The organism is Citrobacter sp. CF971 (assembly GCF_006385635.1).
GTDB classification, from domain to species: domain Bacteria; phylum Pseudomonadota; class Gammaproteobacteria; order Enterobacterales; family Enterobacteriaceae; genus Citrobacter; species Citrobacter freundii.
Genome location: NZ_CP041051.1, coordinates 311506 through 330016 on the forward strand (window position 1 = coordinate 311506; position 18511 = coordinate 330016).

The 18511-nt window shown below is 51.4% G+C and carries 22 protein-coding genes and 1 pseudogene; 9 read left to right on the top strand and 14 right to left on the bottom strand.

Annotated elements, in window-relative coordinates; all coding sequences use genetic code 11:
- Nucleotides 1–151: 151 nt before the first annotated feature.
- On the top strand, nucleotides 152–511 hold the full coding sequence (locus E6P06_RS04945; RefSeq protein WP_003844680.1) for a type II toxin-antitoxin system RelE/ParE family toxin: 360 nt from the start codon (nucleotides 152–154) through the stop codon (nucleotides 509–511).
- Nucleotides 501–818: a helix-turn-helix domain-containing protein gene (locus E6P06_RS04950; RefSeq protein ID WP_003844682.1), complete on the top strand. Its 318-nt coding sequence runs from the start codon at nucleotides 501–503 to the stop codon at nucleotides 816–818. The genes E6P06_RS04945 and E6P06_RS04950 overlap by 11 nt, the downstream gene beginning before the upstream one ends.
- 9 nt (nucleotides 819–827) lie before the next feature.
- Here the strand turns inward: E6P06_RS04950 and E6P06_RS28190 are convergent.
- From E6P06_RS28190 to E6P06_RS27610, 3 genes and pseudogenes are all read right to left on the bottom strand, one after another.
- A pseudogene (locus E6P06_RS28190) lies at nucleotides 828–935 on the bottom strand (DNA-binding protein); the annotation flags it as partial.
- A 22-nt stretch (nucleotides 936–957) separates the two neighbouring features.
- Complete coding sequence (locus E6P06_RS04955) at nucleotides 958–1119, bottom strand: phage protein (protein ID WP_003841416.1); 162 nt, start codon at nucleotides 1117–1119, stop codon at nucleotides 958–960.
- A gap of 70 nt (nucleotides 1120–1189) precedes the next feature.
- A complete protein-coding gene (locus tag E6P06_RS27610; RefSeq protein ID WP_032938222.1) occupies nucleotides 1190–1363 on the bottom strand; it encodes a hypothetical protein in 174 nt (57 codons plus the stop codon).
- A gap of 131 nt (nucleotides 1364–1494) precedes the next feature.
- Between E6P06_RS27610 and E6P06_RS04960 the strand changes: the two genes are divergently transcribed.
- Entirely contained in the window at nucleotides 1495–1851 is a 357-nt protein-coding gene (locus E6P06_RS04960; RefSeq protein WP_106108076.1) for a hypothetical protein, read from the top strand.
- A gap of 49 nt (nucleotides 1852–1900) precedes the next feature.
- Here E6P06_RS04960 and E6P06_RS04965 read toward each other — a convergent pair whose 3' ends face one another.
- The 8 genes from E6P06_RS04965 to E6P06_RS05000 form a co-directional block, all read right to left on the bottom strand.
- The gene (locus E6P06_RS04965; protein WP_139934991.1) at nucleotides 1901–2713 is read right to left on the bottom strand and encodes a shikimate 5-dehydrogenase; all 813 of its coding nucleotides are present in this window, start codon (nucleotides 2711–2713) and stop codon (nucleotides 1901–1903) included.
- Nucleotide 2714: 1 nt separating this feature from the next.
- Nucleotides 2715–3938 (bottom strand): L-sorbose 1-phosphate reductase, encoded by a 1224-nt coding sequence (gene sorE / locus E6P06_RS04970; RefSeq protein ID WP_139934992.1) that lies wholly within the window; start codon nucleotides 3936–3938, stop codon nucleotides 2715–2717.
- A 67-nt stretch (nucleotides 3939–4005) separates the two neighbouring features.
- Nucleotides 4006–4830, bottom strand: a complete 825-nt coding sequence (locus E6P06_RS04975; protein ID WP_003031641.1) for a PTS system mannose/fructose/sorbose family transporter subunit IID — start codon at nucleotides 4828–4830, stop codon at nucleotides 4006–4008.
- An 11-nt stretch (nucleotides 4831–4841) separates the two neighbouring features.
- Entirely contained in the window at nucleotides 4842–5639 is a 798-nt protein-coding gene (locus tag E6P06_RS04980) for a PTS mannose/fructose/sorbose transporter subunit IIC (RefSeq protein WP_044715019.1), read from the bottom strand.
- Nucleotides 5640–5704: 65 nt separating this feature from the next.
- Nucleotides 5705–6199, bottom strand: a complete 495-nt coding sequence (locus E6P06_RS04985; RefSeq protein ID WP_003844693.1) for a mannose/fructose/sorbose PTS transporter subunit IIB — start codon at nucleotides 6197–6199, stop codon at nucleotides 5705–5707.
- Nucleotides 6199–6606: a mannose/fructose/sorbose PTS transporter subunit IIA gene (locus tag E6P06_RS04990; protein WP_139934993.1), complete on the bottom strand. Its 408-nt coding sequence runs from the start codon at nucleotides 6604–6606 to the stop codon at nucleotides 6199–6201. Before E6P06_RS04990 ends, E6P06_RS04985 begins: the two co-directional genes overlap by 1 nt.
- A 9-nt stretch (nucleotides 6607–6615) precedes the next feature.
- Nucleotides 6616–7422, bottom strand: coding sequence for an SDR family oxidoreductase (locus E6P06_RS04995; RefSeq protein ID WP_088902849.1), 807 nt, complete (start codon nucleotides 7420–7422; stop codon nucleotides 6616–6618).
- 70 nt (nucleotides 7423–7492) lie between these two features.
- The gene (locus E6P06_RS05000) at nucleotides 7493–8446 is read right to left on the bottom strand and encodes a sugar-binding transcriptional regulator (protein ID WP_003844696.1); all 954 of its coding nucleotides are present in this window, start codon (nucleotides 8444–8446) and stop codon (nucleotides 7493–7495) included.
- Between the two features lie 343 nt (nucleotides 8447–8789).
- Between E6P06_RS05000 and rluF the strand changes: the two genes are divergently transcribed.
- Complete coding sequence (rluF, locus tag E6P06_RS05005) at nucleotides 8790–9671, top strand: 23S rRNA pseudouridine(2604) synthase RluF (RefSeq protein ID WP_003031653.1); 882 nt, start codon at nucleotides 8790–8792, stop codon at nucleotides 9669–9671.
- Here the strand turns inward: rluF and E6P06_RS05010 are convergent.
- The gene (locus E6P06_RS05010; protein WP_003031655.1) at nucleotides 9668–9940 is read right to left on the bottom strand and encodes a DUF3811 domain-containing protein; all 273 of its coding nucleotides are present in this window, start codon (nucleotides 9938–9940) and stop codon (nucleotides 9668–9670) included. The genes rluF and E6P06_RS05010 overlap by 4 nt on opposite strands.
- 191 nt (nucleotides 9941–10131) lie before the next feature.
- Here E6P06_RS05010 and E6P06_RS05015 point away from each other — a divergent pair, with 191 nt between their 5' ends.
- Both E6P06_RS05015 and E6P06_RS05020 read left to right on the top strand, forming a co-directional pair.
- On the top strand, nucleotides 10132–10488 hold the full coding sequence (locus tag E6P06_RS05015) for a type II toxin-antitoxin system RelE/ParE family toxin (RefSeq protein WP_016149391.1): 357 nt from the start codon (nucleotides 10132–10134) through the stop codon (nucleotides 10486–10488).
- Entirely contained in the window at nucleotides 10485–10823 is a 339-nt protein-coding gene (locus tag E6P06_RS05020; protein WP_003841397.1) for a helix-turn-helix domain-containing protein, read from the top strand. Before E6P06_RS05015 ends, E6P06_RS05020 begins: the two co-directional genes overlap by 4 nt.
- A gap of 20 nt (nucleotides 10824–10843) precedes the next feature.
- On the opposite strand, the gene rtcR is transcribed toward E6P06_RS05020, so the two are convergent.
- Complete coding sequence (gene rtcR, locus E6P06_RS05025; protein ID WP_139934994.1) at nucleotides 10844–12430, bottom strand: RNA repair transcriptional activator RtcR; 1587 nt, start codon at nucleotides 12428–12430, stop codon at nucleotides 10844–10846.
- 448 nt (nucleotides 12431–12878) lie between these two features.
- Here rtcR and E6P06_RS05030 point away from each other — a divergent pair, with 448 nt between their 5' ends.
- Together E6P06_RS05030 and E6P06_RS05035 are read left to right on the top strand one after the other, a co-directional pair.
- Complete coding sequence (locus E6P06_RS05030) at nucleotides 12879–14006, top strand: slipin family protein (protein ID WP_139934995.1); 1128 nt, start codon at nucleotides 12879–12881, stop codon at nucleotides 14004–14006.
- Between the two features lie 5 nt (nucleotides 14007–14011).
- A complete protein-coding gene (locus E6P06_RS05035) occupies nucleotides 14012–14797 on the top strand; it encodes a nucleotidyltransferase domain-containing protein (RefSeq protein WP_139934996.1) in 786 nt (261 codons plus the stop codon).
- Nucleotides 14798–14839: 42 nt separating this feature from the next.
- Here the strand turns inward: E6P06_RS05035 and lysC are convergent, their stop codons facing one another.
- Entirely contained in the window at nucleotides 14840–16189 is a 1350-nt protein-coding gene (gene lysC, locus E6P06_RS05040) for a lysine-sensitive aspartokinase 3 (protein WP_003844704.1), read from the bottom strand.
- A gap of 314 nt (nucleotides 16190–16503) precedes the next feature.
- On the opposite strand from lysC, the gene pgi reads away from it, so the two are divergent.
- A complete protein-coding gene (gene pgi, locus E6P06_RS05045; RefSeq protein WP_139934997.1) occupies nucleotides 16504–18153 on the top strand; it encodes a glucose-6-phosphate isomerase in 1650 nt (549 codons plus the stop codon).
- The last annotated feature ends 358 nt before the right edge of the window (nucleotides 18154–18511 follow it).

Below are 18511 nucleotides of genomic sequence, written 5' to 3' on the forward strand. Positions count from 1 at the left end.
CTTACTGATATGGCTCACGATGTTGGAAGTGAGGTTCTGGAAAGCGCCTCGCAGACTGGCGTTTTATTTCGGCTGAAAGAGGTATTGTTGATTTATTCTTCTGGTGGGTAATGGTGTTTTATACCTAAATGGATATAATCAAGAGGAAAGGATGACGAAACCACTTTACTGGGTTGGGCAGGCCAGAAAAGACCTGATTGCAATGCCAGAACACGTTTGGGATACGTTTGGGTTTGCTCTTTGGCTTGCGCAGCAGGGTAAACAGCATTCACAGACTAAACCATTAAAAGGATTTGGTGGAGCGGGGGTTCTGGAAGTCGTTGAGGATTATCACGGCAACGCCTGGCGGGCGGTTTACACCATCCAGTTGAAAAATGCGGTTTATGTTCTCCATGTTTTTCAGAAGAAGTCCGTTTCCGGGAAAGCAACCCCGAAACCTGAAATTGACCTGATTTATCAGCGGCTCAAGGCTGCACAGCGCCATGCGCAGGAGAGTGGATATGTCACATGATGTCGAAACCAGTAGCGGTAATGTTTACGCCGATTTAGGTGCGTATGACGCAGAACAGATGCAGTTGAAAGCGCAGCTGGCAATGGTGATTGGTGAGATTTTGCAACGCAAAGGGTTAACGCAGCAGCAGGCCGCGCAGTTACTGGGAATGACACAGCCTAAACTTTCCAATCTGCTACGCGGCCAGTTTCGCGGTATCAGTGAAGCAAAGATGCTCGAATGCCTGGTGAGGCTGGGCCGTGATGTAGAGATTGTTGTCGGGAAAGAGGGCAATATGTCAGGAAAGCTGAAAGTGAAATTTGGCTGATATCCAACTTCAAACCTTAACCGTCAATCCAATACCGAGCGCCTTCATCACTGCCAGCGTGGTTTTCAGCGTCGGGTTTCCTTTCTCACTAAACGAGCGATAGAGGTGTTCTTCAGAAAACGATACATAATTCTGATCGCTAGACTTCGATCCCTTTCTGCTTCAGCTCTTTTCTAATCACACGTTTAATCCAGGCTGCCAACGATTCATCGCCATCCTGCCGCTGTGCTTCTTCCATCGCTTTGCGCAGTTCCGGATCCAGACGGAATTGAAACGGGGGATTGCCTCTTCTTTCGTTCATGTGTGTTGGCACCTTGATTATACGAGATGTGTGATGACACACTACTCTTACAAGCCAGAAATACCAACTTCTATACTTCAATCCCTTTCTGCTTCAGTTCTTTCCTAATAATTCGCTTAATCCATGCGGATATTGACGCGTCACCATCCATTGAAAGCGCTTTCTGGATCCCTGCTTCCAGTTCCGGCTCGACACGTAACGCGATTTGTTTGTTACCTTTCTTTTTGAATTCTACCGTTGACATGTGTCTGACACCTGATTTACATTGATGATCGTAAGACAAGTGTAAGTCAATTGTCTTACAGAAACAACGAAGCCCGGCAGTGCGCGAACACATACCGAGCTTCTAACCACAACATTATACGAGGTAATGCTATGGCTGATGCTAATAGTACCACTAACGCCTGTTTTGCGTCTTCTTCTCTCATACCGCAAGCTGACCTGCTTTATTTTCCACTCGCCGAGGCGTTCCGCCATCTTGATTGTCGCCATCTCACCACCGAAGAAAATCTGGCGCTATCGTTTGGCTGTGAAGAGGCGCTGGCAGGGTTGTACCAGACGCTGAATTTTATGGGAGAAAGCCTGCTGACCATGGCGGGTGAAGGTCAGGAACATTTTGCCTATGAGAGCATATGCCAGTTAGGACACAGTCTGGTAAATATCAGCCAGTTGATTCCCGCGCTGGCGCAGTTGGAAGCGAAAGCTGACCAGCAATTGTTTGCTGTTGCATAGTACCTAAAATAAACAGAGCGCCCATCCCCGGCGCTCTGTTCCTGCTTCTTTACCCCGCCCGCGCAAATTCTGCGGCTTCGGCAATCAGCGCGTCATCCGGGCGCATGCCGGTGTACATGGCGAATTGCTCTACAGCCTGTAAGGCAATCACCTCTGCACCGCTGATGGTCTTTTTACCCAACTGCTGTGCCAGCTTAATCACCGGTGTTTCTGGCGGCAGGGCGACGACGTCAAACACTACGCTGGCGGCAGCGACCATCGCTTCGCTGTAGGCCAGCTCATGGCTTTCTTTACCACCCGCCATGCCGACGGGCGTCACGTTGACCAGAATATCGCAGGCAATCCCTTCCGACTGGGGCTGCCACTGGAAACCGTACTGTTTTGCCAGCGTCGGGCCGCTCTCGCGATTACGTGCGGCAATAATCACATTGCGAAAACCGGCATCGCGAAACGCGGCGATGACGGCTTTGCCCATGCCGCCGCTGCCGCGAATCATCACGCGTGCACTGCTATCGAGCTGGTGGCTGGCAATCAGACTTTTTACCGCAATATAGTCGGTGTTAAATCCTGTCAGCGTACCGTTGTCATTGACGATGGTGTTGACGGAATCAATGACGCTTGCGGAAGGATCGATGGCATCCAGAAACGGCATGCAGCTCTCTTTAAACGGCATTGATACCGCGCAACCGCGGATACCCAGCGCGCGAACGCCTTTCACTGCGGCCTCAATATCCTGCGTGGTAAAGGCTTTGTAGATAAAATTTAACCCTAATTTTTCATACAGATAGTTGTGAAAGCGAGTGCCAAAGTTGCCAGGGCGACCGGCAAGCGACATGCACAACTGGGTGTCGCGGTTAATCATGTTAAATTTCCTCGGCGTGAGACAATATGTACTGTTCGGCTTCCTGCGACCAGACCCCCTGATGACGCTCCAGGATATCGCGCAAGGCTGGATCATCAATCTGCGTGAGCGCGGTTAATGGTAAGGCTTTGCCGGTATAAACCAGTTTTTTCCCGCCGCCGATTTTTGGCAGTTCCAGTGTTGTTTCACCTGCCGCATTTAACCCCAGAATGTGCGTCACCACTTTTGCCGCCTGAACTTTCTTCTCTTCGATAAGTTTAACCGCCGCGCGCATGTCGTCGGTATTGCCGCCAGACGTCCCAACATAATGGGTGAAGGCGTAGTGTACGTCGTAGAAGTTAATCGGCGCGCTAAACTGCTTATCCTGCGGACCAGCAAAGAAGTTCATGCAACCATCGGCAGCCAGCAGGGAAGAGGCCAGCGTAACCAGCTGTTCGTTGGGCACAAACACAAAGATGTCATCAAACCCGTGCCCGCCGCTCAGCGCCATCAAGGTGTCATAACTCGCATCCTGGGCGTGGAGATAATGGATCAACGTTTGTGGTTCTGATGGATAGTGCTTGCGGGCGTAGCTCAACTTGTCGTTATTGGTGTCGGTTACCACCAGCAGCGCCGGGTTAACCGGGCCATGCAGTGCATAGTCGATCGCCAGTAGTCCCATCGGACCGGTGCCGCCGAGTATCAGTGTATGTCCCTGCGGACGAATGCCCATCTTATGGTTATAAGAGCCTTCCTGCAGGTGATAGTTGGCGTTGAATGCGCCAATCACGCAGGATAGCGGCTCAACCAGCGAACCTTCAAAATAGGTTTCACCTTCGTAGGCCAACAGGCAGTCCTGCTCCATGACTTCATCAGGAATGATGACGTGCGTGGCTTCACCGCCCACCCACGGGAAGGAGTAGCCGGGACAGTCCGGGCGATCCGGCAGTTGCAGGTTAGCCTGAATGACATAGCGCTGGCCGGGCTGAAACTTATGCTGCCATTTTTTGCCTACGGCAATAATGTCGCCGCAAAACTCATGACCGATGATGATCGGGTTGGTGGCCACATCGTCCGGCACCTTTTTGTGGTTCTCGCCCTGGTTAGCCTCTTTCCAGGAAGAAAGGCACAGACTGTCGGTTACGACTGAGGCCAGAATTTCATCGTTCTGCATTTCAGGAAGGTCGAAGGTTTCCAGGCGCAGATCGCGTTTACCATAAAGACGTAAAGCTGTTGTTGTTTGCATTGTTACCACCTCTTCCTCTTTCGAGGACTATTTGTTGAAGTTGCCCCGGCATTGCCGGAGCGAAAAATCAGGACAGGAAGCCCAGTGCGTTACCGATAATTCCCAGCGCAAACAGGGCGAATATTAGCCATACCGGATTAATTTTCTTGTTGAGCAGACGCACCATCAGCAGCGTCAGACCCAACGCCAGCAGGCCGGGGCAGAGTTGGTCGAGAATGTTCTGCACGGTCATGGTGACGGTGGTGCCGTCTGCGCCAGGCGTTTGCGATACCACCAGCGGCACGTTGATGCTGGTCCATTTGGTGACCAATACTCCCATCACAAACAGGCCGAGAATCGATGCGCCTTCGGTCAGTTTCTGTAGCAGGTTGCCGCCCATGTCGCTGACGATGTTGACCCCTTTACGAAAGCCAAGCTGTAAGCCGTACCACTTCATTGCCAGACGTACTGCATTGAAAATAAAGAAGAACAATAGTGGGCCGAGAATGTTGCCGGACAGCGCCAGCGATGCGCCGAGCGCGGCGGTAATCGGGCGCAGTGTTCCCCATACCAGCGGATCGCCGACGCCGGCCAGCGGACCCATCAGCCCAACTTTGATACCGTTGATGGCACCGTCGTCAATTTCCGCACCGTTGGCGCGAGCTTCTTCCATCGCGGCGGTCACGCCAATCACCGGGCCGCAAACGGCAGGTGTGGTATTGAAGAACACCAGGTGCCGTTTGAGTGCTGCAACCTGGTCTTCTTTCAGCGGATACAGGCGCTTGATGGCGGGGATCATGTCGTAGCAAAAGCCCAGCCCATGAATGCGTTCAAAGTTGAATGACGCCTGTTGCAGGTTGGAGCGAACGAACATGCTAAACAGGTCGGATTTGGTCAGTTTTTTCTGTTCCATGATGGGCTCCGTTAGTCTTCAAGCTGATCAAGAGCTTGAGAAGAGGGGGCTTGCGCCTGCGGTTCAGTCTTACGCCACTGTGGGTTCAACTGGATGTAGACCAGCGCGATAATCACGCCAACCCCACCGAAAGCCAGCAGGCTCAAATCGAGATAACCCCCAGCGATAAACCCGAGGAAGAAGAAGGGCATCAGGTACTTCACCCCCATCATGCGCAGCACCATGGCGTAGCCGACCACCACGATAAAGCCACCGGCAATCTGCAATCCGCGGGTGACGAATTCCGGAATGGCGTTGAGCATATTGCTGACCATATCGGCGCTGACAAACAGCGAGACGATTAATGCGGGAATGGCAACGCGCAGCGCCTGTACACCGAGAGCGGAAACGTGCAGCATGTCGATGGTACGAAAACGGGCGTCTTCGGCGGCTTTATCCGCCGCGTGCTGGAACACCACGGTAATGGTACGGGCGAATACCGTCAGTACCTGGCCTGCCGCCGCCACCGGCAGGGCGATGGCGATACCGGTAGCAATGCTTTGCTGACCGACGATAACCAGAATGGCAGAGATAATACTGGCGAGCGCCGAATCGGGAGACTGCGCTGCGCCGACGTTCATCCAGCCAAGAGCGATTAACTCCAGCGTGCCGCCGAGCATAATCCCGGTTTTTAAATCACCGAGGATCAGGCCGATAACGGTACAAGCAATTAGCGGACGGTGGGTCTGGAACTCATCCAGCACGCTGCCCATCCCGGCAATACAGGAAAATAGGAATATGGCGATAATTTGTAGGGTACTTATTTCCATAATATGTCACCTTGTGAATGTGATCATCCCTGCCTGTTAAAGCATAAGTACACAGGCATTTTTATTTATTCAGCGAACGATTGTTCTTCTATTTTTTCGAGAATATTAATAGATGGATCGGATGCGACGACGCGTAAATCCAGCGCGACACCCAGTTTATCTAACTCACGAAACGCATGAATATCGTCGTTATCTAAAGAAACGGCTTTGGTTAATTGTTTTTTACCTGGTCGCCAGGCCATGCCGCCAATATTTAATGTGGTGATTTTTACCCCTTGTTTTACCATTGCTAATGCATCCTGCGGGCGGGTAAATAGATAAAAAACGGTTTCGTTCTGGTATTGCGGATTATGGTAAACTGCGACCGCCTTTTCGATATTAACAACGTTCACTTTCATTCCCGGCGGGGCGGCCTGACGTAATAATGTACGACGTACTTCATCGTTATAAACGTCGTCATTACAGATAATAATCCGTTGGGCATTTGCCACCTTCGACCAGACGGTGGTGACCTGACCGTGGATCAGGCGGTCATCAATACGAGCAAGGGTAATGTTCATCAGAAATCCTCATCGGCCGTTTCCAGATGTTTCCAGACGACACAGGTTTGTTGAGCAATGGTCGTCAGGTGTTCGCACAGTTCATCCACATTCATGCTGCTTTGGTTGTCTACCAGCTCCAGCGCCAACGGCAGTGATAACCCGCTAATGACCCGTATCGCCGGATTGTGCATTGCCAGCGTCGCGGCAGCATTCCAGGGACTGCCACACTGCAAATCGACGGCAATCAGCCATTCATCGCCAGTGTGAATACTTACTAACTTTTTCAGCTTTTCCACGATGTCGCTGGCGTTCTCTCCGGGGACAAATGCCACGGCTTCAACGTTGGCATCACCGTAGACCATCTGTACCGATTCCAGCATGGCGCAGGCCAGTTTGCCGTGAGCGCAGAAGATTGCATTGACCATAAAACCTCCTTAGCCGCGCGTTTTTCCGCCCGCAATGTTAGTGGTTACTCCGGTTATGTAACTGGCGCGCTCAGACAAAAGATAACAAACAAAATCAGCGACTTCGCTTAAGCGCCCTGAGCGACCAATTGGGATCGCGTTCTTGGTGTAGCCCTCGCGCAGCTGTTCGACGGTAATGTTGCGAGTCCAGGCCAGCGCTTCTTCATATTCGGGGGTCCGCAGTCCGGTTTTTTCCAGAATGCCAGGTGCAATGCCCACCACACGAATGCCGTGTTTGCCCAACTCTTTCGACCAGGAACGGGTAAAGCTATTCAATGCGGCTTTGGTGGCGGCATAGCAACTTTGGCCCTCTGAACCTTCCAGCCCGCTTTCTGAAGAGACATTCACAATCACGCCATTACGCTGTTTTACCATTTGGCGTGCCGCTGCTTGCGACATTAAGAACACACCTTTTTGGTTGATATTCACCATTTTTTCAAAAGCGGCTTCGTTGAGTTCATATTGCCCGGCGGGTGCTTTTTCATCGACCAGTAGCCGCGGAAAATTAACGCCTGCGTTATTCACCAAACCATCGATACGCCCATAGCGGTGGATAATTTCGGTAACGGTATGATTAACTTCTTCGGCGCTGGAAATATCTGTCGGCCAGAAATGATATCCTCTATGGCCTTCATATTTACCGTCACCACCGTGAATATCTGCCATTTGCACATTAGCGCCCTGCGCTAATAACTCTTCAACAATCGCTAGCCCAATTCCGGATGCACCACCGGTAACAATAATGACTTTGCCCTGCAAGTTTAACCACGTTTGCATAATTAACTCCCGATTTTAGATAAGGGGATCCCCCATAAAATTAATTATGGCAGGACCAATTAGAATTTATTTACTTCAACAATAATTCAGCGGTATGGCTGTTGGTGACTAAACAGTTAATATAATTCCCACGTAATGCGCCTAATATCCCACTGTATTTTTCTTCACCCATTGCAATGCCAATGGAGTAACGCGTCTGTTTTAATTTATTGGTTTCGATGGAGAGCGTCTTTTCACTCATATTGGTTTCTACGGTTGCACCGTTGATATCGTAAAAGCGCGAGCAAATGTCTCCGGCGACCTGGCGAGCATGCAGGTCATCACTCTCTTCACTGCCGTAAAAAGCGTGCCAGTTGGCGCCATCACGTATTGCCGGAGATCCAATCCCAACCAGCGCGATGTCCAGATTATCCCAATAAGCGGAAATCGATTTAAAATGTCGTGACTGCATGATCCCGTTACGGATCAGCGGGTTTTCCAGCAGTGCCGGGAAATCTGCCAGGTGTGATTCCCCTTTAAGCTTTGCCGCAGCGCCGTAGGTCAACGTATTGACGTGGTAACGGCTTTCAAGCTTGCCGGACGGTCCGCCGATAATCGGCACGCAGATCAGCTGGCGCGACTGGCTGGCAGGGGATAACCCTTCCACCAGTCCCCGCACCGCGCGGCCCCATGAGAACCCGATAATGTCCCCAGGTTCCAGTAAGCGTTCCAGCAACTGTGCACCGTGCACACCCATCATGGTGAGTTGTTCGTCTTCCTGTTCACTGTCGCAGGAGACCACCACCGCTTCTTTCAGGCCAAATTTCTGTTTTAGCTGCTGTTCCAGCCACAGATTTTCGTTGTAGTCGTAATTAATGGCGATGGTGACGATACCCTGCTCGCGTCCACGTTTAAGCAAACGGCTGATCGTGGTGCGGTAAATACCCAGCTCGCGGGCGATTTGCGCTTGTGTCATATCCTGTTCGTAATACAGCTGCGCTATCTTTACGATTAGGCGGATATCATCGCTGTTTTCCGTCGCCATTTTTGGACTCCTGCACATTTGTGCAAATCACGAAATTGTCTTCTTGATCTGATATAACCCCAACTGTTCTCCATCTCAAAGCTATTTTCACTTATTTCAGTGCCCTGTAATGACCGATTGTGTTGCACATTTGATGTGGTGATGGCGTGCTGTCGGCACAGATGTGCTTGTCTCTCTAATGTATTGATTCTGCATGTTTTCACCCAACAAAATTGCAGGGATGAATCGCTGACACTTTTGTGTCAAAAGGTGTGACGGATCACAAATAGCGCGTGGGCAGTCGAGCACGATTATTTTTTATCGTCCGCAAGGTAGGGTATATTTCGCTGTCAAAGGAGAAATTATGCTGCCCGACTCATCCATCCGATTAAATAAATACATCAGTGAAAGCGGAATCTGCTCGCGTCGCGAGGCGGATCGCTTTATCGAACAAGGGAATGTCTTCCTGAATGGTAAACGCGCCACCATCGGCGATCAGGTGATGCCTGGCGACGTCGTAAAAGTGAATGGTCGGTTGATTGAGCCGCGTGAAGCGGAAGATCTGGTTTTTATCGCGCTGAACAAGCCGGTAGGAATTGTCAGCACCACCGAAGACAGCGAACGCGACAACATTGTTGATTTCGTGAATCACAGCAAGCGCGTGTTCCCCATTGGCCGTCTGGATAAAGATTCCCAGGGGCTAATCTTTCTGACCAACCACGGCGACCTGGTGAATAAAATCCTGCGTGCCGGTAACGATCACGAAAAAGAGTATCTGGTGACGGTAGATAAGCCGGTCACTGATGACTTTATCCGTGGTATGGGGGCTGGTGTGCCAATCCTCGGTACCGTCACCAAGAAATGTAAGGTGAAGAAAGAAGCGCCGTTTGTGTTTCGCATCACGCTGATTCAGGGGCTGAACCGTCAGATCCGTCGTATGTGCGAACACTTTGGCTATGAAGTTACCAAGCTTGAGCGCACACGCATCATGAACGTGAGTTTGTCCGGCTTGCCATTGGGTGAATGGCGTGACCTGACGGATGACGAACTGATCGATCTGTTCAAGCTGATTGAGAATTCATCATCAGAAGCTAAACCGAAGGCGAAAGCGAAGCCAAAAGCCGCCACTGCAGGCATCAAGCGCCCGGTAGTGAAAATCGAAAAATCGGCGGAGAAAGAGAAATCGCGCCCGGCGGCAAACGGCAAGCGTTTTATCTCACCGGGGCGTAAGAAGAAAGGACGTTAACGTCTGCCGCGCGTTGGCGTATTCGCCGACCAGGAGAATGACGCCTCTGAATCCGGTTTATAAGCCTGCTTTTTCTTCAATTGGCGGGCTTTTTTAGCTTCTGCTTCGCGCAAGGCCATCAGTTTATCGATGTACTCTTTCTTGATGCTGTTTGTTTCAGCGTTGGTCAGCAGGCGACCATGTGCAATGCGCGCGCGGTCAAGCAGCGTTTTTAGTTCACGCTGTTCGCGCTCGGTCATCTCTTTTTGGGTAATGCGGGGGAGTGCCATACGGGTGCCCTCTGTTAGCCGATATCCTCAGTGTACGGTAATTCGTGCAGAATAAAACTAATCCTGAAAGAGCCTCGCAAAATATAGCTTGTTGAAGTGACGGAATTTCTATTCTGATTTAGCGTAATGACAGGAAAACGTGTGGGTTACACATTTTATTGTTTGTATAAAATTTTATACAAGGATGTGTTATGCTTTCAATAAGGCGGGCCTTAAAGCCCATTGTCTGGATTGGCAGTTCATTTGATGATTTACGAAGCTTTCCTGAAGATATACGTAAAACCGCTGGTTTTCAGTTACATCGTTTACAGGCGGGATTAGAAGCTGCTGACTGGAAGCCGATGCCAGAGATAGGTCGCGGTGTTGAGGAGGTAAGGCTCAGGTATGAATCTGGCGCATACCGAATTATCTACATTGCTCGCTATGCTAACGCGGTCTATGTACTGCATTGCTTCAATAAAAAGACAAAACGTACTTCTGAGCACGATAAACACATTGCTAAAGTTAGATATCGAACGGCTTTGCAAGAAGACAGGAATCAGAAATGAACAATACCGTTGATAATAAGGTTCGCCATGTAACCTCTCCGGATGTCAATATTTTTGCCGAACTGGGGTTTGCAGAAGCGGAAGCGAAGAGCTTAAAGCATGATGCTGAATGCGAGGTCGAACAACTCATTCTCCTGAAGCAGCAGTTGATGCAAGAAATTTCCGGATGGATTCATGAAAACCATCTGAAACAAGCGGAAGCTGCTGTGAAACTGAATATTTCCCGGCCCCGTGTTTCAGATGTTGTTAATCAGAAAACCAACAAATTTACTCTTGATGCGCTGGTCATGATGCTGGTGAAGTTAGGAAAACCAGTAACAGTTCAGATTGGGTAATATTAGATCTAGATATTGTTTCATTGTATCTGATCGCTGTGAGCGCTTTCCCAGCTTAGCCCGAAACGAGCGAGATATTTGCGCAGGCGGTCTGCATCGTTAGGATTGGCTTTTTTCTGCCGTGAGACGGCAAACAGTTCGCGTCCGGCTTCCGACAGCGACGCGCAGCGGCGGCACACTTCCAGTACCGTTTCTAACTGGCGGCGATCGAACAGGTCAATGTCCATATTCACTTCAGGCTGCGGAGTTGCTATCTGCCAACTCTCCTTTAGCAGCGCAATCTCTTCTTCGACAAGGGATAAGGTGATGCGACCTTGTTCGGCAAGCGTCGCCATGCGCGCGATGGATGAACTGAGTTCGCGAAAGTTGCCGCGCCATTGCGCCTGTGGGGAGCAGGCAAATGCCAGATAGGAAGCGCGGGCTTCTTTATCGAAACGGATTTGCGTCTGTTTGCTGTTGGAGAAACGTTGCAGCTCATACTCGACGTTCGGCGCGATATCTTCCCGCCGCTGCGCCAGACCGGGCAGGGCGAAGCACCACATGTTGATACGCGCGTAGAGATCCTCGCGAAAACGGCCTTCAGCGACCCATTGCCGCATGTCGCGATGGGTGCCGGCAATCAGCTGAAAATCGCTGCGTACTTCTTTGTCTGACCCAAACGGGAAAAAGGTTTTTTCTTCAATTGCTTTGAGTAGCATGGCCTGCTCGTCCAACCCTAATTCGGCTATCTCATCGAGAAACAGCACGCCGCCATCGGCCTCTCGCAGTAATCCGCTACGCGCCGTGAGCGCACCGGTAAACGCCCCTTTCACATGACCGAACAGCGTGGACATTGCATTATCGCCGCGCAAGGTCGCGCAGTTAACCGCCACCAGTTTTCCCGCCACCAGATGCCGCGACTGGCGTAGCTGAAAAATACGTTTCGCGAGGAAGGATTTGCCCGCGCCGGTAGGGCCGGTGAGCAGGATCGGGTCGGTCGAACGCAGAGCGACCCGCTCAATGCGATCGATCAGTTTATTGAAGGTGGCGTTGTGCGTATCAATCCCGGCTTTCAGAAAAGAGACCGACTGCTGCTGTTCGCGCTGAAAACGACTGGTGAGCGTGGCGTAGCGGCTTAAATCGAGATCGATAACCGAGCAGACGCCAGCGGCGATGGACTCATCTGATGAACCGCGTGGCGCGGGGCCGGTTTGCAGCAGGCTGGCGGGCAGGTAGCGGGCTTCCGTCAGCAAAAACCAGCAGATTTGTGCCACGTGAGTGCCGGTGGTGATGTGCACCAGATACTCTTCGTTTTCCGTATCAAATTCATAATGCGTGGCAAAGTCGAGAAACGCGGCGTAGACCTCTTCAAAGTCCCACGGATCGTTAATGGTGACGGCATGCGGGCGAACATGGGTGTGCGGCGAAAGCAGCGCGACGTCTTCAATCAACCTTTGCGCCATGCTCTCATCGCGTGGTTGGTGGAGGAGTTCCAGCCTGTCGACAGGGAAATCGGGTTGTTGGCATAGCCCAACCGTGGGTCGCCACTTCTTAAACCGATTGGCCCGCTTGCCGCGCTTATCGAGCACCGTACCCAGTACGCCAATCACTACCCGTCGCTTTTTCATGGTTTATCCAAAAAGATAAATAAGAGAATAAAAGATAAAAAAATTAACCCGTCGAGACAACCGCCATTATTGGGGTTAATAATTAAAATAATAAAAATCAATTAATTAAAAATTAAATATGCCTGTTTTAATTCCTGGCACGCTTCTGGCAATAACACTTGCGTCAATCACGCTGAAAGCGCAGGGGGTTAAACCCCGCCGGCATGTCAGGAACGGCACAGGCTGTTTTCCGGGAGTGTTCCGTCAGCCGATGACACACAGTGGGTTCGATTCCCAATTTCATCCCGGAATGAAAACTGGTTGTTAATCATAGAAATAAAGCGGAGTGATGCGCAGTTAGCACGCTCCAGAACAGGCTGCCGGTAATGATGCCGTGTGACAGGCAAAAAGGAATTCCCCTGTCGCTTCGCCCCTGCACCCGCACCTGACTCACAATAAGGAATAAAAAATGATGAAAAAAATCACTATTCGTAAAGGCCAGCTTGGCCTGTTATCCCGACAGGGTGATTACTATCAGGTACTGGATGCAGGTGAGCACCGTTTGCCATGGTTTAACACTCCGGACGTTCTGGTAATCAATACCGATGGCAGCGAAATTCCGGAAGCGCTCGCGGAGTATTTACGTCGCTTCCAGCCTGCATGGGTGGAGCAGTACTGTGTGGTAGCTGATTTTACCGATACTGAAGCAGGTGCGCTGTATGTGAACGGCGTCTTGCAGGAAATTTTGCCACTGGCATCGCGCCGTCTGTACTGGAGAGCCGACGAAGCGTTAACGCTGGTACGTATGGATACGCGCGAGGTTCAGGTGCCAACGGACGTCATGAATGCAGTATTACAGCCACGTCGCAGCGGTGCGGTGAAAGGTCGCGAAGCTATCTTAACGGTGCAGGTCCCGGCGTGGCACGTCGGTGTACTGAAAATTGATGGTGAAACTCAGGCGCTGTTGCTGCCGGGGTTAACAGCATACTGGAAGGTAAACCATCTGATTGAAGCGGAAGTGGTGGATACCCGTTTGCAGGTGCTGGAGGTTGGCGGCCAGGAGATACTGACCAAAGATAAGGTCAACCTGCGTTTAAACCTGGCGGCGAACTGGCGTTATAGCGATGTGTTGCTGGCATTTGGTCAACTGACTAAACCGCTGGATCACCTTTACCGTGAATTGCAGTTTGCGCTGCGTGAAGCGGTGGGAACGCGCAAGCTGGACGAATTGCTGGAAGATAAGCAGGTGATCGATGAAGTGGTGAGCGCGCAGGTGAAAGCCCGCATGACGCCGTTTGGTATTGAGGTGGCTTCACTGGGGGTGAAGGATATTGTCCTGCCCGGCGATATGAAGGCTATTTTATCGCAACTGGTTGAAGCGGAAAAATCCGCCCAGGCCAACGTGATCCGACGTCGCGAAGAGACTGCCGCCACGCGATCGCTGTTAAATACGGCAAAAGTGATGGAAAACAACCCGGTAGCGCTGCGCTTAAAAGAACTGGAAACCCTCGAAAGAGTTGCTGAGCGCATCGATAAAATCTCGGTGTTCGGGGGCCTGGATCAGGTGCTGCACGGTCTTGTGAACATAAAAGGATAAGAATAATGAGCGACAACACAGTGGACGGCGCAATGCGCGAACGGGTATTGCGCCAGCTAAAAGAGGTTGAGCAGCGCTATGGCGTCAGGGTGCTGTATGCCTGTGAATCCGGCAGCCGTGGCTGGGGATTTGCCTCGCCGGACAGCGATTACGACGTGCGATTTCTCTATGTTCATCCCCCTGAATGGTATCTGCGGGTCGAAGCGCCTCGCGATGTTATCGAGCTGCCGATAGATGATGAGCTGGACGTGTGCGGCTGGGAATGGCGCAAGGCGCTGGGGTTACTCAAAGGCGCAAACCCGACGCTTATCGAGTGGCTGGATTCGCCGGTGGTCTATCAGCAGGATGACGCGACCGTGTCGGCGCTGAAAGCGCTGGTACCTGAATGGTTTTCCCCGCTGCGTGCCCGCTGGCACTACTACTCGATGGCGCGGAAAAACTTCCGTGGTTATCTGCAAGGTGACGACGTGCGATTGAAGAAGTACTTCTACGTCATTCGGCCGCTGCTGGCGGTACGTTGGGTGGAAGCGGGCAAGGGCGTGCCACCAATGCGTTTTGCCGAGCTGCTGGCGGGAAGTGAACTGGATGCGCCATTGCGTCAGGAAATCGACGAATTGCTGGCGCGCAAACAGCGGTCAGGTGAGGCTGAGTATGGTCCGCGTCGTCCATTGTTACATGCGTTTATCCGCGGCGAACTGGAGAGAGGAGAAATCCCGCCGACCTTACCAGACAGCCGGGAAGGGGATGTCCGCGCACTGGACAGACTGTTATATGATACGGTGATGCGCTGAAAACGCCCGATGGCCTAAGAACCATCGGGCGTTGACGTCTACTTATTCAAACAAATTATGGTGTAGCTTCTGTACCACCTGCTCGGCTTCAGCACCGGGTACCAGGAAGCACAGGTTATGGCTGGACGCGCCATAGCAAATCATCCGAATATTGAACGGCTCCAGTACGCCGAACACCTCTTTACCCACGCCGCAGGCTTTGGACAGGTCGTTGCCAATCAACGCCACCAGCGCCAGGCCTTCTTCCACTTCAACCCGACACAGGGCAGACAGTTCCATCAGCAGAGACTGTGTTAACAGTGTATCGCCGGTGGACGTTGAACCGGTGGTATCCAGAGTCAGCGCGACGCTGACTTCGGATGTGGTGATTAAATCGACCGAGATATTGTGGCGTGCCAGGATGCCGAACACTTCCGCCAAAAAGCCGCGAGAGTGCAGCATATTCAGGCTATGCAGCGTCAGCAGCGTCTGCTTACGGCGTAATGCCAGCGCCCGGAACAGCGGTGGATTCGCGGTTTTATTACATACCAGCGTACCGCCTGCTTTTGGATCCTTACTGGAGCCCACAAACACCGGAATATCGCTACGTACGGCTGGCAACAGGGTTGCCGGATGCAGCACTTTCGCGCCAAAGGTCGCCATTTCCGCGGCCTCTTCAAAGGCGATTTCATCAATACGCTGCGCAGCCGGAACCACGCGCGGATCGGTCGTGTAGATGCCGGGAACGTCGGTCCAGATATCAACGCGCGTTGCGTGTAGGGCTTCTGCCAGTAAGGCGGCGGTATAATCGCTGCCGCCGCGTCCCAGCGTGGTGGTGCGGCCCTTGCCTTCACTGCCGATAAAGCCCTGAGTAATCACCAGACCTTCGCTCAGACGCGGGGCCAACTGGAGCGTTGCCAGTTCAGCCAGCGCCGTGACGTCGGGTTCTGCACGACCAAAACGATCGTTGGTGCGCATCACTTTACGCACGTCAAACCACTGCGCTTGCACGTTGCGTTCACGCAGGATCTCGACGAACAGCAGGGTAGACATCAGTTCACCGTGGCTGACCAGTTCGTCGGTCAGCGCGGTTGAGGTCGCCAGTGACGCCGCTTCTGCCAGTGTGGTGATGTTTTCCAGCAGACGTTCGATCTCTTCACGGATCACGTTTGGATAACGCAGGCGTTCCAGAATATTGAACTGAATTTGACGAATGGCATCGAGTTTTTCGAAGCGCGCGGTTGGCTCCAGCCCTTCAGCCAGTGCGACCAGCAGGTTGGTGATTCCCGCAGAAGCGGAAAGTACCACCACACGGACGTTAGCATCAGAAAGCACTACATCAGCGCTGCGATTCATGGCATCAAAATCCGCCACGCTGGTACCACCAAACTTGGAGACAACTACATCAGTCATAACTACCTCGTGTCAGGGAATGAATAGAGCGACCATGGCACATAAGGCAGAACGAAAACCGGTGCAGGCGCAAATGCAAATACCGTATTTATAAATAAAATGTGTAGCTTGCACTGTCAACGCTGGGATTATGCGGATTTTTCATGCTGCAACTGCGTTGAGTAACGGTACTAATAACAACGCTGATAACCGCTATACTTTTTAGCCACGTTTGGCGGATGCCCTGGCAATGGCATTAAAACAATCACACTTTTCTGTGACTGGCGTTACAATCGATCTCAGTCACAATTCTCAAAATCAGAAGAGTATTGCTAATGAAAAACATCAATCCAACGCAGACCTCAGCCTGGCAGGCACTACAAAAACACTTTGAAGAAATGAAAGACGTTACTATTGCGGATCTTTTCGCGAAAGATAGCGATCGTTTCACTAAGTTTTCCGCGACGTTTGACGATCTGATGCTGGTGGATTTCTCCAAAAACCGCATCACTGAAGAGACGCTGGCTAAACTGCAGGATCTGGCGAAAGAAACCGATTTGGCGGGTGCCATCAAGTCCATGTTCTCCGGTGAGAAAATCAACCGTACTGAAGACCGTGCCGTGCTGCACGTGGCGCTGCGTAACCGTAGCAATACGCCGATCATCGTTGACGGCAAAGATGTGATGCCGGAAGTGAATGCGGTACTGGAGAAGATGAAATCTTTCTCTGAAGCGATCATCTCCGGAAGCTGGAAAGGCTATACCGGCAAAGCCATCACTGATGTAGTAAACATCGGTATCGGCGGTTCTGACCTTGGCCCGTTCATGGTGACCGAAGCGCTGCGTCCGTATAAAAATCACCTGAACATGCACTTTGTGTCGAACGTCGATGGTACGCACATCGCCGAAGTGCTGAAAAAAGTGAACCCGGAAACCACGCTGTTCCTGGTCGCTTCCAAAACCTTCACCACCCAGGAAACCATGACCAACGCCCACAGCGCGCGCGACTGGTTCCTGGCGACCGCTGGCGACAACAAGCACGTAGCCAAACACTTCGCAGCGCTCTCCACTAACGGTAAAGCGGTTGGCGAGTTTGGTATTGATACTGCCAATATGTTCGAGTTCTGGGACTGGGTTGGCGGTCGTTACTCCCTGTGGTCTGCAATCGGTCTGTCCATCATCCTGTCCGTAGGCTTCGACAACTTTGTTGAGCTGCTCTCCGGCGCGCATGCGATGGACAAACACTTCTCCACCACCCCGGCTGAGAAAAACCTGCCGGTGCTGCTGGCGCTGATCGGTATCTGGTACAACAACTTCTTCGGTGCCGAAACCGAAGCGATTCTGCCGTATGACCAGTATATGCACCGTTTCGCGGCCTACTTCCAGCAGGGCAACATGGAATCCAACGGTAAATACGTTGACCGTAACGGCAATGCGGTGGATTACCAGACTGGCCCAATCATCTGGGGTGAGCCGGGTACTAACGGCCAGCATGCGTTCTACCAGCTGATCCACCAGGGCACCAAAATGGTACCGTGCGATTTCATCGCGCCGGCAATCACCCACAACCCGCTGTCGGATCACCATCCGAAACTGCTGTCTAACTTCTTCGCGCAAACCGAAGCGCTGGCTTTTGGTAAATCTCGTGAAGTGGTTGAGCAGGAATATCGCGACCAGGGTAAAGATCCGGTTACGCTTGAGCACGTTGTGCCGTTCAAAGTGTTCGAAGGTAACCGTCCAACGAACTCCATCCTGCTGCGCGAAATCACGCCGTTCAGCCTGGGTGCGCTGATTGCGCTGTACGAACACAAAATCTTCACTCAGGGCGCGATCCTGAACATCTTCACCTTTGACCAGTGGGGCGTTGAGCTGGGCAAACAGCTGGCGAACCGCATTCTGCCAGAGCTGAACGATGATAAAACTGTTTCTTCCCATGATGTATCTACTAATGGGTTGATTAACCGTTACAAAGCCTGGCGCGCCTGATGGCGCTGCGCTTATCCGGCCTACTGGCACATATCCTGTAGGCCGGATAATGCGTTTCGCCGCCATCCGGCATTAATGAAATAAAAAAGCCGATATTAATATCGGCTTTTTTATAAGATTACTCCAGGATATCTACGTTTTTACTTCACTCTTTAATTGAGCTTAATCCTAAAATAATTCAATCAACGTTATCCTGCCTCTGATATTTTCAGATTTACCGGGTATTGTGTTTTTATTATTATATTTTAACTCTTTGAATTAAGTTGTTTTTATTATTTGTTGTTAATCATATTTTCTCTCGTTATCTAATTATCCTAAATTCCCTCTCGATCTAATTTACAAACTTCGCTTGTGTATA

What these genes read in the sequence shown, in the direction of transcription:
- E6P06_RS04945 (WP_003844680.1), top strand. Translation starts at nt 152, where the DNA reads ATGACGAAACCACTTTACTGGGTTGGGCAGGCCAGAAAAGACCTGATT.
- E6P06_RS04950 (WP_003844682.1), top strand. Translation starts at nt 501, where the DNA reads ATGTCACATGATGTCGAAACCAGTAGCGGTAATGTTTACGCCGATTTA.
- E6P06_RS04955 (WP_003841416.1), bottom strand. Translation starts at nt 1,119, where the DNA reads ATGAACGAAAGAAGAGGCAATCCCCCGTTTCAATTCCGTCTGGATCCG.
- E6P06_RS27610 (WP_032938222.1), bottom strand. Translation starts at nt 1,363, where the DNA reads ATGTCAACGGTAGAATTCAAAAAGAAAGGTAACAAACAAATCGCGTTA.
- E6P06_RS04960 (WP_106108076.1), top strand. Translation starts at nt 1,495, where the DNA reads ATGGCTGATGCTAATAGTACCACTAACGCCTGTTTTGCGTCTTCTTCT.
- E6P06_RS04965 (WP_139934991.1), bottom strand. Translation starts at nt 2,713, where the DNA reads ATGATTAACCGCGACACCCAGTTGTGCATGTCGCTTGCCGGTCGCCCT.
- sorE (WP_139934992.1), bottom strand. Translation starts at nt 3,938, where the DNA reads ATGCAAACAACAACAGCTTTACGTCTTTATGGTAAACGCGATCTGCGC.
- E6P06_RS04975 (WP_003031641.1), bottom strand. Translation starts at nt 4,830, where the DNA reads ATGGAACAGAAAAAACTGACCAAATCCGACCTGTTTAGCATGTTCGTT.
- E6P06_RS04980 (WP_044715019.1), bottom strand. Translation starts at nt 5,639, where the DNA reads ATGGAAATAAGTACCCTACAAATTATCGCCATATTCCTATTTTCCTGT.
- E6P06_RS04985 (WP_003844693.1), bottom strand. Translation starts at nt 6,199, where the DNA reads ATGAACATTACCCTTGCTCGTATTGATGACCGCCTGATCCACGGTCAG.
- E6P06_RS04990 (WP_139934993.1), bottom strand. Translation starts at nt 6,606, where the DNA reads ATGGTCAATGCAATCTTCTGCGCTCACGGCAAACTGGCCTGCGCCATG.
- E6P06_RS04995 (WP_088902849.1), bottom strand. Translation starts at nt 7,422, where the DNA reads ATGCAAACGTGGTTAAACTTGCAGGGCAAAGTCATTATTGTTACCGGT.
- E6P06_RS05000 (WP_003844696.1), bottom strand. Translation starts at nt 8,446, where the DNA reads ATGGCGACGGAAAACAGCGATGATATCCGCCTAATCGTAAAGATAGCG.
- rluF (WP_003031653.1), top strand. Translation starts at nt 8,790, where the DNA reads ATGCTGCCCGACTCATCCATCCGATTAAATAAATACATCAGTGAAAGC.
- E6P06_RS05010 (WP_003031655.1), bottom strand. Translation starts at nt 9,940, where the DNA reads ATGGCACTCCCCCGCATTACCCAAAAAGAGATGACCGAGCGCGAACAG.
- E6P06_RS05015 (WP_016149391.1), top strand. Translation starts at nt 10,132, where the DNA reads ATGCTTTCAATAAGGCGGGCCTTAAAGCCCATTGTCTGGATTGGCAGT.
- E6P06_RS05020 (WP_003841397.1), top strand. Translation starts at nt 10,485, where the DNA reads ATGAACAATACCGTTGATAATAAGGTTCGCCATGTAACCTCTCCGGAT.
- rtcR (WP_139934994.1), bottom strand. Translation starts at nt 12,430, where the DNA reads ATGAAAAAGCGACGGGTAGTGATTGGCGTACTGGGTACGGTGCTCGAT.
- E6P06_RS05030 (WP_139934995.1), top strand. Translation starts at nt 12,879, where the DNA reads ATGATGAAAAAAATCACTATTCGTAAAGGCCAGCTTGGCCTGTTATCC.
- E6P06_RS05035 (WP_139934996.1), top strand. Translation starts at nt 14,012, where the DNA reads ATGAGCGACAACACAGTGGACGGCGCAATGCGCGAACGGGTATTGCGC.
- lysC (WP_003844704.1), bottom strand. Translation starts at nt 16,189, where the DNA reads ATGACTGATGTAGTTGTCTCCAAGTTTGGTGGTACCAGCGTGGCGGAT.
- pgi (WP_139934997.1), top strand. Translation starts at nt 16,504, where the DNA reads ATGAAAAACATCAATCCAACGCAGACCTCAGCCTGGCAGGCACTACAA.